At 72.3% G+C, this 13,360-nt stretch carries 13 protein-coding genes; 7 read left to right on the top strand and 6 right to left on the bottom strand.

The genetic code is table 11. The annotated features are described in order from the left end of the window. Positions 1-106 precede the first annotated feature (106 nt). On the top strand, positions 107-574 hold the full coding sequence (locus tag ACIQVI_RS00615) for an ATP-binding protein (RefSeq protein WP_403589587.1): 468 nt from the start codon (positions 107-109) through the stop codon (positions 572-574). On the opposite strand, the gene fusA is transcribed toward ACIQVI_RS00615, so the two are convergent. From fusA to ACIQVI_RS00630, 3 genes are all read right to left on the bottom strand, one after another. Next, on the bottom strand, positions 534-2,540 hold the full coding sequence (gene fusA, locus ACIQVI_RS00620) for an elongation factor G (protein WP_403589589.1): 2,007 nt from the start codon (positions 2,538-2,540) through the stop codon (positions 534-536). The genes ACIQVI_RS00615 and fusA overlap by 41 nt on opposite strands. Positions 2,541-2,985: 445 nt before the next feature. Then, a complete protein-coding gene (locus ACIQVI_RS00625; protein WP_403589590.1) occupies positions 2,986-4,359 on the bottom strand; it encodes a PQQ-binding-like beta-propeller repeat protein in 1,374 nt (457 codons plus the stop codon). Positions 4,360-4,507: 148 nt separating this feature from the next. After that, positions 4,508-4,942: a VOC family protein gene (locus ACIQVI_RS00630; RefSeq protein ID WP_403589592.1), complete on the bottom strand. Its 435-nt coding sequence runs from the start codon at positions 4,940-4,942 to the stop codon at positions 4,508-4,510. Positions 4,943-5,001: 59 nt separating this feature from the next. Between ACIQVI_RS00630 and ACIQVI_RS00635 the strand changes: the two genes are divergently transcribed. The 3 genes from ACIQVI_RS00635 (at position 5,002) to ACIQVI_RS00645 (ending at position 8,793) form a co-directional block, all read left to right on the top strand. After that, the gene (locus ACIQVI_RS00635) at positions 5,002-5,637 is read left to right on the top strand and encodes a nucleoside/nucleotide kinase family protein (protein ID WP_403589594.1); all 636 of its coding nucleotides are present in this window, start codon (positions 5,002-5,004) and stop codon (positions 5,635-5,637) included. A gap of 95 nt (positions 5,638-5,732) precedes the next feature. After that, positions 5,733-6,956, top strand: a complete 1,224-nt coding sequence (locus ACIQVI_RS00640) for a hypothetical protein (protein ID WP_403589596.1) — start codon at positions 5,733-5,735, stop codon at positions 6,954-6,956. Then, entirely contained in the window at positions 6,946-8,793 is a 1,848-nt protein-coding gene (locus ACIQVI_RS00645) for a dynamin family protein (protein WP_403589598.1), read from the top strand. Before ACIQVI_RS00640 ends, ACIQVI_RS00645 begins: the two co-directional genes overlap by 11 nt. Here ACIQVI_RS00645 and ACIQVI_RS00650 read toward each other — a convergent pair. Together ACIQVI_RS00650 and ACIQVI_RS00655 are read right to left on the bottom strand one after the other, a co-directional pair. Next, positions 8,763-9,185, bottom strand: coding sequence for a hypothetical protein (locus tag ACIQVI_RS00650; protein ID WP_403589600.1), 423 nt, complete (start codon positions 9,183-9,185; stop codon positions 8,763-8,765). The two genes, ACIQVI_RS00645 and ACIQVI_RS00650, sit on opposite strands and share 31 nt — an antisense overlap. A gap of 256 nt (positions 9,186-9,441) precedes the next feature. Then, positions 9,442-9,609, bottom strand: coding sequence for a hypothetical protein (locus ACIQVI_RS00655; protein WP_403589602.1), 168 nt, complete (start codon positions 9,607-9,609; stop codon positions 9,442-9,444). Between the two features lie 351 nt (positions 9,610-9,960). Here ACIQVI_RS00655 and ACIQVI_RS00660 point away from each other — a divergent pair, with 351 nt between their 5' ends. Continuing rightward, positions 9,961-11,190, top strand: a complete 1,230-nt coding sequence (locus ACIQVI_RS00660) for a hypothetical protein (protein ID WP_403589604.1) — start codon at positions 9,961-9,963, stop codon at positions 11,188-11,190. Beyond that, entirely contained in the window at positions 11,174-11,944 is a 771-nt protein-coding gene (locus ACIQVI_RS00665) for a hypothetical protein (RefSeq protein ID WP_403589606.1), read from the top strand. The genes ACIQVI_RS00660 and ACIQVI_RS00665 overlap by 17 nt, the downstream gene beginning before the upstream one ends. Before the next feature lie 123 nt (positions 11,945-12,067). Here the strand turns inward: ACIQVI_RS00665 and ACIQVI_RS00670 are convergent, their stop codons facing one another. After that, positions 12,068-12,628: a hypothetical protein gene (locus ACIQVI_RS00670; protein WP_351970321.1), complete on the bottom strand. Its 561-nt coding sequence runs from the start codon at positions 12,626-12,628 to the stop codon at positions 12,068-12,070. Positions 12,629-12,709: 81 nt separating this feature from the next. On the opposite strand from ACIQVI_RS00670, the gene ACIQVI_RS00675 reads away from it, so the two are divergent. Then, complete coding sequence (locus ACIQVI_RS00675; RefSeq protein ID WP_403589608.1) at positions 12,710-13,216, top strand: MarR family winged helix-turn-helix transcriptional regulator; 507 nt, start codon at positions 12,710-12,712, stop codon at positions 13,214-13,216. Positions 13,217-13,360 lie beyond the last annotated feature (144 nt).

The following is a 13,360-nucleotide window of genomic DNA, read 5'->3' on the forward strand; positions in this document are numbered from 1 at the left end:
CGTCACGGATGGTGATCGGTACGGTCCAGAGTGTGAACCCGTACGCTGTCGCAGCGTACGAGTTTCTGAGCTGGCAACCAGCCCCGCACGGCGCCACATTGGCCCCATGACCTCCCCCGTGACCCGCGAAGGGCCCGTCACCGTACGTGTGTTCGCGCAGCGTTTCAGTTCCACCCCGCGCGGCGCCCGGCTCGCCCGCCGCCTCGCCGTGCTCCAGCTGGACCGCTGGGGCGTCCCGTACGACTCCGAGACGTCCGAGACGGCCGCGCTGCTCGTCGCCGAACTCGCCGCGAACGCCGTCACCCACGGCCGGGTGCCCGGGCGCGACTGCGAGCTGGCGCTCTCGTACGCGCCGGGGCGGGTGCTCCGTATCGAGGTGTCCGACACCCGGAGCGAGCGGCGGCCCGCCCCCGCCGAGCGGGAGTCGCTGGACGAGGGCGGGCGCGGCTTACTCCTGGTCGGGGCGCTGGCCTCGCGGTGGACCGTGCTCGACCGCGTACCGGTCGGGAAGACCGTACGGGCCGAGCTCGACCTCAGCCCCGGGCCGGCTCGTACCCGGCCGGGCGGGTGGTGAAGGTGCCCCGGCCCTGGGTGCGGCCCCGCAGACGGGACGCGTAGCCGAACAGCTCGGCCAGCGGCACCGTCGCCGCCACCACCGCCGTACCGCCCCGGGTGGTCCGGTCGGTGACCCGGCCCCGGCGGGCCGCGAGGTCGCCGAGGACGGCGCCGACGGACTCGGCGGGGACGGTGACGGTCACGTCGGCCACCGGCTCCAGGAGGGTCATGGCACTGGCCCGGAGCGCCTCGCGCAGGGCGAAGCGGCCCGCCGTGCGGAACGCCATCTCCGAGGAGTCCTTCGGGTGCGTGGCGCCGTCCGTGAGGGTGACCCGGACGCCGGTCACCGGGTGGCCGCCGAGGGGGCCCTCCAGGAGGGCGTCCCGGCAGCCGGCCTCGACCGCGCGCACGTACTCCTGCGGGACGCGGCCGCCCGTGACGGTGGAGCGGAACGCGAACTCCTCGTCTCCTTCCAGGGGTTCGAGGTCGAGGACGACGTGGGCGAACTGGCCCGCGCCGCCGTCCTGTTTGACGTGGCGGTACAGCAGGCCGGTGACGCCCTTCGCCACCGTCTCGCGGTACGCGACCTGGGGGCGGCCGACCGCGACCTCCAGGCCCCGGTCGCGGCGCAGCTTCTCCACCGCGACCTCCAGGTGGAGTTCGCCCAGGCCGGACAGGACGGTCTGGCCCGTCTCCGGGTCGGACCGCACGACGAGCGACGGGTCCTCCTCCGACAGGCGGGCGAGGGCCGTCGCCAGGCGGCCGGTGTCCGTGGCGCGGCGGGCCTCGACGGCGACCGAGACCACCGGGTCGGCGGTCGTCGGCGGTTCGAGGACGACCGGCGCGGCCGGATCGCACAGGGTGGCTCCGGCGCGGACGGCCTTCGGCCCGACGACGGCGACGATGTCACCGGCGCGCGCCGACCCGACCTCGGTGGCCCGGTCCGCCTGCACGCGCAGGATGCGGGCGATCCGCTCGGTGCGCCCGCCGGTGGTGTCCAGCACGGTGTCCCCCTTCCTGATCGTGCCCGCGTAGACGCGGACGTAGGTCATGCGGCCGGTGGCCGTGGCGCTCACCTTGAAGGCGAGCGCGGTGAACGGCGCCTCCGGGTCCGCCGGGACCCCGCCGCGCACGGGCGGCAGGTCCGACGGGGCCGGGAGGTAGGCGACGACGGCGTCGAGCAGGGGCTCGATCCCCCGGTTGCGGTAGGCCGAGCCGCAGAGCACGACCACGGCCTCCCCGGCGAGGGTGAGGTCGCGGAGCGCGCCCCGCAGCGTCGCCTCGGCCAGCTCCCCGCGCGCGCAGAACTCCTCGAAGGCGCCGGGGTGCAGTTCCGCCACGGCCTCCTCCAGGCGGCGCCGACGCCGCCGGGCCTCGTCGAGGAGGTCGTCGGGTACGGGAAGCTCGGCGTACGGGCCGTCGCCGTCGGCCCACACGTACGCTCGCGTCCGGAGCAGGTCCACGACGCCGGTGAAGCCGTCCTCGCGCCCGATGGGAAGCTGGACGGGGAGGGGCACGGCCCCGAGCCGGTCGCGGATCGACTCCACGGCGGCGTCGAGGTCCGCGCCCGCCCGGTCCAGCTTGTTGACGAACGCGAGGCGCGGGACGCCGTGCCGGTCGGCCTGCCGCCACACCGTCTCGCTCTGCGGCTCGACGCCCGCGACGGCGTCGAAGACGGCGACGGCGCCGTCGAGGACGCGCAGCGAGCGCTCGACCTCGTCGGAGAAGTCGACGTGGCCGGGCGTGTCGATCAGGTTGATCCGGTGACCGGCCCAGTCGCAGCTGACGGCCGCCGCGAAGATCGTGATGCCCCGGTCCCGCTCCTGCGGGTCGAAGTCGGTGACGGTGGTGCCGTCGTGGACCTCGCCCCGCTTGTGGACGGCCCCGGTCAGATACAGGATCCGCTCGGTGACGGTGGTCTTCCCGGCGTCGACGTGGGCCAGGATGCCGAGGTTGCGGACGGCGGTGGTCTCAGGAGTGCGCACGGTCTCGTGCCTTTCGCTGCTGCGGTGGTGGAACGGGCAGCGCGATTCCCGGACGACGGACGCCTATCGGGTTCGGAAGGCGTACGGGGTCGTCACGGGCGGCGATGGCGGGCGCGCAGCCGCCACCGCGCGGCCGGGGAGGCGAGGATCACGTCGTACCGGGCACGGGGGGAGGACACGACGACGGCGGCGTGGCTGCGCACGGTCTTCTCCCCTCGGATGGACGGACGAACGGACGGACGCCTGACGGCTGACGGCGGCACCGAAGGGTGCGCCGGGAGGTGAGTGTAGGGACGCGGACGCGCGGCGCGACAGCGGTTTTACGCGGACCGGGATGCGGACCGGGACCACGGGGCCGGCCGGGCTCCGCCGCCGTCCCTCCGGCCGCGACGTCCGGGTCGGCGACGGCGGGAGGCCCCGCCGCGCCCGCGCCCCGCCGCCTCCCTCACCAGCGTTCGTACACGGCGAAGGGCCGCCCCGGTCCCTCGGTGTCGTACCGGGAGACGATCAGCAGGCCGTCGCGGTCGAAGAAGCCGCCCAGCCAGCCGTCCTCGTGGTCGACGTCGAAGGAGAAGGTGCGGTCGTCCAGCTCCTCGCCGGTGGCACCGTCCAGGACGTACAGCTCTTCGGTGAAGCTGCCCCGGTCCTGCTGGAGGACGGTGACCTCGCCGTCGTGGGCGGCGAGCGCCACGGTCTCACCCCGGCCGGAGTCCGCCTGCCAGACGAGGCGGCCGGTCGCGAGGTCGACGGCGATGGCCCGGGAGCTGGTGGAGGACTTGCCGAACTCGGCCACCGCGTACAGGCGTTCGCCGTCGACGGCGACCTTGGAGGGCTTGTCGGCGACGATCTTCCCGTGCTCGCCGGAGCTCTCGATCCGGGACGTGCGCCGACCGTCCGCGCCGAAGGCGAAGAAGGTGCCGGTGCCGGGCCCGTTGTCGTACGCGGGACGCACGGACACCACCAGCGGGTCGACGGACACGAGCGCCGTCCGGACCGGGGACGGGGCGACCGGGCGGCGCGCGTCCAGCGGCTCGTTGTGGAGCAGCGTGCCGGTCGCCGGGTCGAGGACGGCGGCCGTCAGCTCCGCCCGGTCCCCCTTCCCGCAGCTGAGGACCGCGGCGACCCTGCGCTGTGCGGCCCCGACGTCGAACGGCCGGCAGTCCTCCGGAAGGGTGGCCGTCCAGCGGCGCTCGCCGGTCCGCAGGTCGACGGCGCGGATCGCCTTCCTGCCGTCGGCGACCGCCTCGCCGTCCCCGTCCGTCCAGGTGTCGAGGACGACGGCGAGTCCGCCGCCCGCAGCCACCGTGCCGCTCACGGGACCGCCGGCGGTGGCCTCGGCGGAGGCCTTGCGGGAGCCGCTCCACAGCTCCTTTCCGGTCTTCAGGTCGAGCGCGGTGACGTCGGCGCAGCCCTCGGTCCGGGTGGCGGTGACGTTCTCCCCGCGGACCAGGAGCAGCACCGAGTCGTCGGGGGCGGACGTGGAGCAGATCTCGGACCGGCCCGGCGGCACGTACTCCCACTGCCGCTTCCCGGTCCGCGTGCCGTAGCCGGTGACCGCGTCGAAGCGGCTGCGCACCAGGACGTCGCCGACCGGCCAGCTGCCGTTGCCGTGCTCGGCGGCCGCCGGGTCGGCCGGCGCCTCCCAGACGGTGTCCATCGAGTCGCCTGGCATGTTCCCGGTGATCATCAGGATGCCGGAGACGCCGCCGCCGACCAGCGCGAGCACGGCCACGACCGCCAGGCAGCCGGGCCACCGCCGCCGTCCGGACCGGGCCGCCGGCCCCGGTACGTCTCCCGCCCGCGCGTCCGTCGTCGTCATCCCCGGCCCCCTCGTCTTCCCCGGCCCCCCGGCCGCGCGGAACCCCCTGACTCCGCGGCGGTCAGGGTAGACGATCAACGCGTTCCGGCGTCACGGGCGTTCGCACGCCGGTTCCGGGGCGACGGGGGAGGCGCCGGAGACGCGGTCCCTAGGCGGGGCTCGGCGCGGGGTCGGCCGCGCCCGCCGGCTGGAGGAGGTCCCAGCGGTTGCCGTACAGGTCCTCGAAGACGGCGACGGAGCCGTACGGCTCGTGGCGCGGTTCCTCCAGGAACTTCACGCCGGCCTCCGTCATGCGGGCGTGGTCGCGGGCGAAGTCCTCGGTGTGGAGGAAGAAGCCGACCCGGCCGCCGCTCTGGTTGCCGATCGAGGCCTCCTCGGCGTCGTTCTTGGCGCGGGCGAGGAGCAGGCCCGCGTTCCCGAGGCCGCCGACCCCGGCCGCGCCGCGCGGCCGGACGACGACCCAGCGGGTGCCGCCGCCCCGGTCGGTGTCCTCGACGAGGTCGAACCCGAGGGCGTCGGTGTAGAAGGCGATGGCCTCGTCGTAGTCACGGACGACGAGGGTGACGAGTGCGATGGACGGCATGGAACCAAAAGTAGTATGTATCGGTCTACCCGCGTCAACCGGCACGCCCGCCGTGAAGAATGCCCGACATGGACACGCAACAATTCGAGCGCCTCGCGGCCCGTGCGCGGGCCCTGGCGGAGGCGGGGGACCGCCGGATCCTGGGCCTCGCGGGCCCGCCCGGCGCCGGGAAGTCCACGCTCGCCGCCCGGCTCGTCGACCGCCTGGACGGGCTCGCGGTCCTCGTCCCCATGGACGGCTTCCACCTCGCGCGGGCGGAGCTGGAGCGCCTCGGCCGGGCGGACAGGAAGGGCGCCCCGGACACCTTCGACGCCGCCGGCTACACCGCGCTCCTCACCCGGCTGCGCACCCCCGACCCCGGCACCACCGTCTACGCCCCCGCCTTCGACCGCTCCCTGGAGGAACCGATCGCGGGATCGGTCCCCGTGGACCCCGCCGTCCCCCTCGTCGTCACCGAGGGCAACTACCTCCTCCACGACGAAGCCCCCTGGACCGCCGTCCTCCCCCTCCTCCACGAGGCCTGGTACCTCGACCTGCCCGACCACCACCGCGTCCCCCGCCTGATCGCCCGCCACATCCACTTCGGCAAGGACCGCCCCCGCGCCGAACACCGGGTCCACACCTCCGACGAACCCAACGCCCGCCTGATCGCCCGGGGACGGGACCGGGCCCACTTGGTCGTTCCGATGGGGTAGGGCTGGCGGGCCGGTCGGGCAGACCGGTTTGGGGGTTTGGCGGGTGGACAGAACAGGACAGGCAGCCCTCACCCGAACGAGCCACCCGGGGGAACATGTCCGACGGATACATCAGCTTCGGCATAGGAGCGGCGGCCCAGGCCGCCGCCTCGCTGGTCAACACGAAACGCCAGATCAGCGCCGCCGAACGCGCCCGCACCACCCAGCACGAGTTCGAACGCAACCAGTCCGACACCCGCTTCGGCCGTGAACTCCAGTTGGAAGCCGTCCGCCACCAGCGCCAGTTCGACCTCCGGCACCTGGAATCCGGACTCCGCCGGCAGGAGTCCCTGGAAGCCCTCGGCAACCAGACGCTGTACTCGACCTACCCCGTCCCCGAAGGCCCCGGCCACCTGCGGGCCGGACTGCACCTCCTCGCCGAAGACCTCTCCGACCTGCCGCCGCTCCTGCTGCTCCCCAGGTTCAGCGGCCTCAACGAACCGCACTGGGCCGGCCTCCGCACCGCCCTCTCGGCCGCCCTGAGGCACACTCTCGGCAACGAGGGACTGGTCGAACTCCACGACGGCGTGGGCGCCCTGACCTGGCCGCACGCCGGCCTGTACTGGAACGACCTCTACGGTGTCCCCGCCTTCGTCGCGCAGGTCTCCCTCTACCGCGACACCCTCGACCTGAGCCTCGGCGGCTGCCACCTGGGAACCGGCACGGTTCCCACCGAGCCCCTGCGCCTGCTGCTGCGGCACCGCCGGCAGCCGCCCGGCACCTGGACGGAGAAGACCGTCGCCCGGCTGAACGCCGAAGCCCCCGCGGGCCATGAACTCGCCGTGCCCGCCGACCCCGAGGGCCTCAACCGGCTGGAGGTCGAGGTCGCCGCCCGCGCCGTCACCGCCGTGGTCACCTCGGCCGTGGACGCGTACTGGCTGGCCGGAGCCGTCCGCTACCGGCAGCGCTTCGACGCGGCCGCGGCCCTCCTGGGACCCGCCGCCCGGACCGACTGGCCCGCCGACCTCGGCGTGCCCCTCGACCGGGTCGCCGACCCCGCCTACCACCTCCTGACGGTGGCCCGCCGACTGGCGGCACGGGGCCGCCCCACCGAGGCGGTGGCCGCCCTGGAACGCTCCCTGGCGATCCTCGCCCACCCCGACTACACGCTCGCCGGACCGCCCTTCCCCCCGCCCGCGGAGATCCTGGACCACCTGGCGGACGCCGACCCCCGCTACACCGAGGCCCTGCGCGAGACCGTCACCGCCGTCACCGAAGGGGCCGGCGGCGAACTGCCCGAAGGCCCCGCCGCCGTCCGGGAGGCCCTGGATGACCACTGAGACCGACCTCACCGCCCTCGCCGCCGCCCTCGACCGGTACCACACCCTGCTGTCGACGCCCGAACCCGCCCTCGAAGACGCCCTGACCGCCCTGGACCGCTCCCGGGACCAGGCCCACCTCGCGATCCTCGGTCCCGAGAGCGCGGGCAAATCCACCCTGGTCAACGCCCTGGTGGACGCCGAGATCAGCCCGGTGTCGATCGCCATGCCGGGGACGGTGGCCCCCGTGCACGTCCTCCATGCGAAGGTCGAGCACCCCCGCTACCGGGTCCTGCGGACCGACGGCTCCGGAAACCGGGTCACCGAAGAGCCGGCGGACCGGGCGGCGTTCGAGCGCTGGATGCTGCAGGAGCACAACGAGGACAACGTCCTCGAAGTGCTCCGCGGGGAGATCAGGCTGCCCGCGCCGATGCTCGCGGGCGGCCTCCGTCTGGTCGACCACCCCGGACTCTCCGGAGTGTCCCGGGCGGTCGCCGCCCAAGCCGAACGCGACCTGGCCGGAAAGGCCTTCACCGTCGTCCTGGTCTCCATGGGCCGGCTCAGCCTCAAGGCACTGGCCGACACCGTCCGCGACCTCGCCGACAGCCCCCGCCCCGCCCGGATCGCCGCCGTCCTCTTCAACGAGTACGACTCCCGGCTGCTCACCCCCGAGCGGCTCCCCGCCCACCTCGCGATGCGCCGGGAGAGCGTCACCAAGTTCCTCGTGCCCCTGGACACCGACGGTCGTCTCGGCCTCGCCGACGCGAGCCTGCACTGCATCGACCTCTCCGCACCCGACGAGAGGCAACTGGACGTCCTGCGCGCCAGGATCACCGTCTCCGTCCGCCAAGAGGTCGATCGCACCGTCGCCGAGACCTCCCGCTATACGCTGCCGGTCCTCGACGCGGCACTGGAGCGCCGGGCCCGCCGGGTCCACGCCGTCCTCGACGGCGACATGGACCGGGCCGAGATCGGCCGCCACGCGGACGAGGCCCTCGCCGGTCTCGACACCGGCGGGCTGAGCGCGCTCTTCGGTTTCGGACGCACCCGCTTCAACCGGACCGACCAGCTGAACGCCGTGGAGGCGGCGCGGCGTGCCGAGGACTGGCAGGCGGTGAAGGGCGTCTTCCTGGAGGAGAACGCGCGGCTGACCGGACTCGTCGACGGACACCTCCGGGACCTGAATCCGGAACTGCTGATCGACAAGCACCGGGCGAAGACGATCAGCAAGGCGGTGGAGGGACAGATCGCGGTCACCCGGAGGCGCATCGCCGAGGCCTGCGCCCCCGGGCTGCGGGCACTGGGCCTCGACCTCGACGCGGTCGCCCGGGAGCGCGAGGCCCTCTTCGACTCCCTGGTTCCCACGGGCCTGCACCGGACCCGCCCGCGGAATCGTCAGGACTCCGAGATGGAGGTGGGGAGCTACCGGTACGAAAGCGCCTACGAGCGCTACGAGCGCGGAGTCAAGGAGTACGACGACAGCGTGCTGTTCAACATCGGTGCCTTCCTCTACCTGGTACCCCTGCACTATCTGGGCGGGGGGCACCTGATGCACGTGCAGAGACGTCTGCGGGAGGCCCGGCAGCAGACCGTGGACCTCCTGGCGGCGCCGGAAGGCGGCCAGGCCAAGGCGTGGCTGCGGCAGCGGAGGCAGCTGGTCGGCCTGGTCCGAGAGGAGATCGGCGACCGGATCACCCTGCTGGCGGGGACCGCCGCCGACCACCCGGAGAAGCTCGTCGCCGGGCTCCGCAGCCACCAGGACCGCATCACCGAAGCCCGTGGCGAGCTGGACGGATGGCGGCGGACCCTGGAGGCCGCGGGAGCGCGTCAGACGTCGAAGGTGGCCCCGCCGCCGTAGTCGGTGGTGTCCGCGACGGTGCTTTCCGTGACGGAGGGGTAGTTCTGGTCGGTGTCGTTGAACGAGTGCGTGTCCCCGGAGGAGCCCGGCCGGTCACCGGTCTGGCCCTCCGGGGGGCAGGCGGAGGCCGGTGCGGGGTCGGGCCTGTCCCAGGAGTCGGGATACGTCAGGCCGAGCTCTCCGTCGAACGTGGTGGACTCGGTGTTCCTCCCGTTCTCGATCTTCTGCTCGTCGGTGCGTGACACCGAGCCGTGGAGGGTGATGTTCCCGGCCACGTCGAAGGGCTGCTCCGTGCCCCAGCTCTCGCCGGTGGCCGCCGATTCCACCCCCATGGACTCCGTGCCGGACGTCGCTTCCGTGCCGTACCCGTAGCCGTCCTCTGTCGTGGACATGAGCCCTCCCGGCCGTCGTGGGCGGTTCTCCGCTCGGCCCCACCCTGGAGGTGCACCTTCCCTGGCGGCGCATCCCGCACACTCCGGGGGGAGGCGCCCGGCCCGGCGCGGACACGCGGAGTGAGCCCGAGAGCCCTGTATGGCCCATCACGCGGTGCGCCCCACGACACGGTGCGCGAGTCTGATGGCGCCTCGCGTGGATCCACGGCGCACGCGACCTGCGATGTCCGGCTCGGCGGGCGCCCCGCCCGTCACCTCAGGCGTGGTTGAGCCAGAACAACAGGCCGAAACCCAGCAGGGCGACCAGGGCGAAGGCCCCTCCGGGGCCGGGACTCTCCTTGTGGGACGCGCAGAGGGCGGCGGTGACGAACAGTCCCGGCGACGCCCACAGGTTGCGTATGACCGTTTCACGGGTCGGTACCACGCGATCACCTTTCACGGAGGGAAAACCCTTGCCCGCCGGGTGAGTTCGTTCCGGTTGGTCCGGCCGGGACGCGCCGGGGAAAGTGATCTCGCGGTTTCGAGAATGATCAAACGATGTGGTGCGCGGACAAACCACGGGAGAGCCCTCCTTTCCTTCCGCCGCACCGATCCCCGTTCAATCGGCGCGCGACAGAAGTCCGTTGCCCGCCCTCGAACCCCCGTGAGAGCATCGGGATCAACGGTCCGTCCCCTTTCGTTCACGCTGTGCGGCGCGAACGAAAGAGCGCGGGCCGTCGGCATGTCCACGGTTTCGGACGATCCATCGAGGTCTGCGAACGGCGGGTACCGTTTGATGAATACGACAGAGCTGGCAGAAGCACGCATCGAGGACGCGGACAACGTCCTGGTCGCGCCCGCGGAGTTGTGGGGCGACGGCGGGGTCGGGGACTTCTTCGGGGCCACGATCACGCCGGAGGACCTCGCGTCCGGGGCGACCGACCTCGCCGGGAAGACCGTCTACCTGTGCGGTGACATATCCGGGGTCAGTGGCGATCATCTGCGGTCGGCAGAGCAGGTGTTCGTCGTACGGGAGCTGTCGCACGGTTACGGCGAGGGCGCCGACGCGCCCTGGACCCCCGTCGACCTCGGTCGCGTCCCCCTCCGCGTCCACGGCGTCGGCGTGTACTACCGGCGCTTCTTCGCGCTCGACGCCGGCCACTTCGACAAGATCCGTACGGAGCACGCGTTCCAGTCCCTGACGGAATCCACCAAGCCCGGAACGGCCCACCGCAGCGGCATCTATCTGACGCCCGTCACGCGCGACGGCGACGCGCTGCACTTCCGTCTGCTCCGGTGCTCCACGAACTTCTCGGGGCCGACCGAGAGCTTCCGGCCGACCGACACGCACATCGTCGAGGAGCTGAACCGCGAGGCCGCCACCGTCTTCCGGGGCCAGGCGCCGCTCAATCACGTCCTCGCCCAGATCTACCACAACACCCACGCCACGCCCGAGCGCAAGCAGTCCAAGGCCAAGATCTCGGCCCACGCCGACAAGACCAAGGACATGCCCGGCAACGGTGTCATGGCCTTCTGCACCTTCTACGACGGGCTCGACAAGCTGGAGCCCCTGGCCGAGGACGCCTTCGACCACGGCCTGAAGGGCGTCAGCGGGCTGACCCGACTCCACTTCCGCCTCAAGGAACCGGCCGGAGACCACGAAGGGGCCGTACTCCCCGCGCAGTTCGGCATCACGCTCTATCCCGGTTCCGTGTTCTTCATGCCGCTGTCCACCAACCGGCTCTATACGCACGAGATCCGGCCCGCGTCGCTGGACGCCGCGTCGCTCCCGACCCGCCTGGGATACGTGGTGCGCTGTTCGAGCGCCGAAGCCGTGCACCAGGACGGCCACACGTTCCTCAAGAAGGCCGGGGGCCTGGTGAGGCTGGGGCCGCCCACGGAGGACGGCATGGACGAGCTGCGCCGGCTGTACGCCGAGGAGAACAGGACCTCGTCCTTCATCGACTACGGCGACGCGTTCCTCTTCAGCATGAACGCGGGGGACTACCGTGCTCCCCGTGCCTAGGATCGCGGACGGGATCCTCTCGTACGCCCTGCCGGCCGAGGGGAACACCTTCGCGGAGCTGTCCGCTTCCACGCGTCTGGAAGACGTCGGAAAGGGCCGGCGGGGCGCCGTGATCACCAGGGTGGACGAGACCGGCGGCGTGCCCCTCGTCCGCACCACCACCCGCTACGGCAGCCCGGCGCAGCGCTTCCGGGAGGTCCACGAGCGGCTGGCGCGGCGCGTTCGGGAAGGGGCTGATCTCCCGGTCGGCTTCAACAACGCCCTCGTCGAGAGCTACACGAACGCCTACAAGACCATGGGCGCCCATTCCGACCAGGCCCTCGACCTGGCCGAGGACTCGTTCATCGCCGTCTTCTCCTGCTACCGGGACCCCGAAGCCGGCCCTTCGCGGAAACTGGTCTTCGCAACCAAGGAACCCGGCGGCGAGAAGTTCGAGATCCCCCTCGTCCACCACGGCGTCGTCGCGTTCTCCGTCGCCACGAACCGGCGGCTCAAGCACCGGATCGTGTGGAACGCGCCCGCCGGGGCGGACGACAACCCGTGGTGGGGCGTGACGTTCCGGACGTCGAAGACCGTCGTCCGCTTCCGCGACGGACACGCGTACCTCCCGCGGGGCGACCGTCTCGTACCGGCCGACGAGGAACAGCGGAGCGAGTTCTACCGGCTGCGCCGCCGCGAGAACGCCGAAACGGACTTCGGCTATCCCCCGTTGCCGTACACCGTCAGCGAGAGCGACCTGATGCCACCCGTCTGAGCCCCGGGGCGGGATTCGCCCGAGGCGCTCGGCTCCCGTGGCGGCCGTCCCCCGAAGTGCGGCCCGGAGGACTGCGTCGCGGCCATCGACGAGTGGCCGTGACAAGTACGCGTCGACGCTTCGTCAGTGGTCGTCCGGTCCGGCTAGAGCCAGTTGACGCAGGCGGCAGGCGTACCAACTGCTGGCGAGACAGATCACCAAGTAGATGGCGACCGCCTGGACGGCGAAGTTCGGGTAGTGGAACTCCCACCGCCCCGCGGCCGGGTCGCTGCCGAAGTCGGGGTTGCTCCAGATGTGGGGCATTTTCCACGCGATCACTCCCCCGAGGCCCTGGGCGGCGATGTACAACACCACGAACTCCCCCAGGCGCCAAGCGTAGGCGCGGCGGTCCCGCCGGATCAGGGCCCGGACCTGAGCGCGCGCGCCGCCGAAGCGCCATCGCGCGCCTGCCGGGGCGACGCGGGCGCTGACCTCCGGCGCGAACACCACGGCCGCGACGACCAGGCCGAGCAGGACGACGACGCTGATCGCCATGGTCGTCTCCGAGCCGACACGGCTGCGGATCTGCGGCGTCAGCAGCAGGGCCAGGATCGGGAGGTTCACCACGAGGCCGGCCGCGTAGACACGGCTCAGGACCCCGATCGGGGGTATCACGTCACGGCGGCGGGCGTAAGTGGTGTCCATGTCATCGAGTCAAGCACACTCTTTCACTTTGGTGAATAACTTTTCTTCACTCAAGTAAAAGAGTGGCGTAGCCTCGTCCGCATGAACGCCGAGGAAGAGTCCCCGATGGACGGGGCTTCACTGGGGCACGAGCTGAGCCTGCGGGTGGTGCTCTTCCATGACGCCGTCGCCGCCCGCCTGGGCGTCAACACGACCGAGCACAAGGTCCTCGACCTCATCGGCCGCCATCCCGGCGTCAGCCCCACCCGACTCGCCCAGGAGACGGGACTGAGCCATGCGGCCATCACGAAGATCACCAATCGCCTGGTCGAGCTCGGCTACGTGCGCAGGGAGCGCGACCCTTCCGACGGCAGGAAGTTCGCCCTCGCCGTGACCCCGGAGCATCGGCAGTCCATGACCGGCCTGATGGCACCGCTGATCGACGGCATGTCCCGCGTCACCAGCGAGCTCACCGAGTCCGAACGCGAGACGGTCGGCCGATGGCTCACAGGAACCGTCACGGCCCTCCGAGAGGCCACGACAAAGATCCGCACCCACCACAACAGCCCCGCTGTGCGCGGCGATCAGGACCTTCGACACACGCCCTAGTGCTCCGACCGCATCGGTTCGCCGGGTTCGGTCCGGTGTCGGTGTCCCGAGGGCGCGCCGGTACGGCTGTCGCTTGCTTGGCATTCCGGCACGGTGCTGCTCTTGGCCGGACTCGCCGCTCATGCGACGTTGGCCAGGAGCCGG

It is taken from the genome of Streptomyces sp. NPDC098101 (assembly GCF_044760185.1).
In the GTDB taxonomy this organism is placed as follows: Bacteria; Actinomycetota; Actinomycetes; order Streptomycetales; family Streptomycetaceae; genus Streptomyces.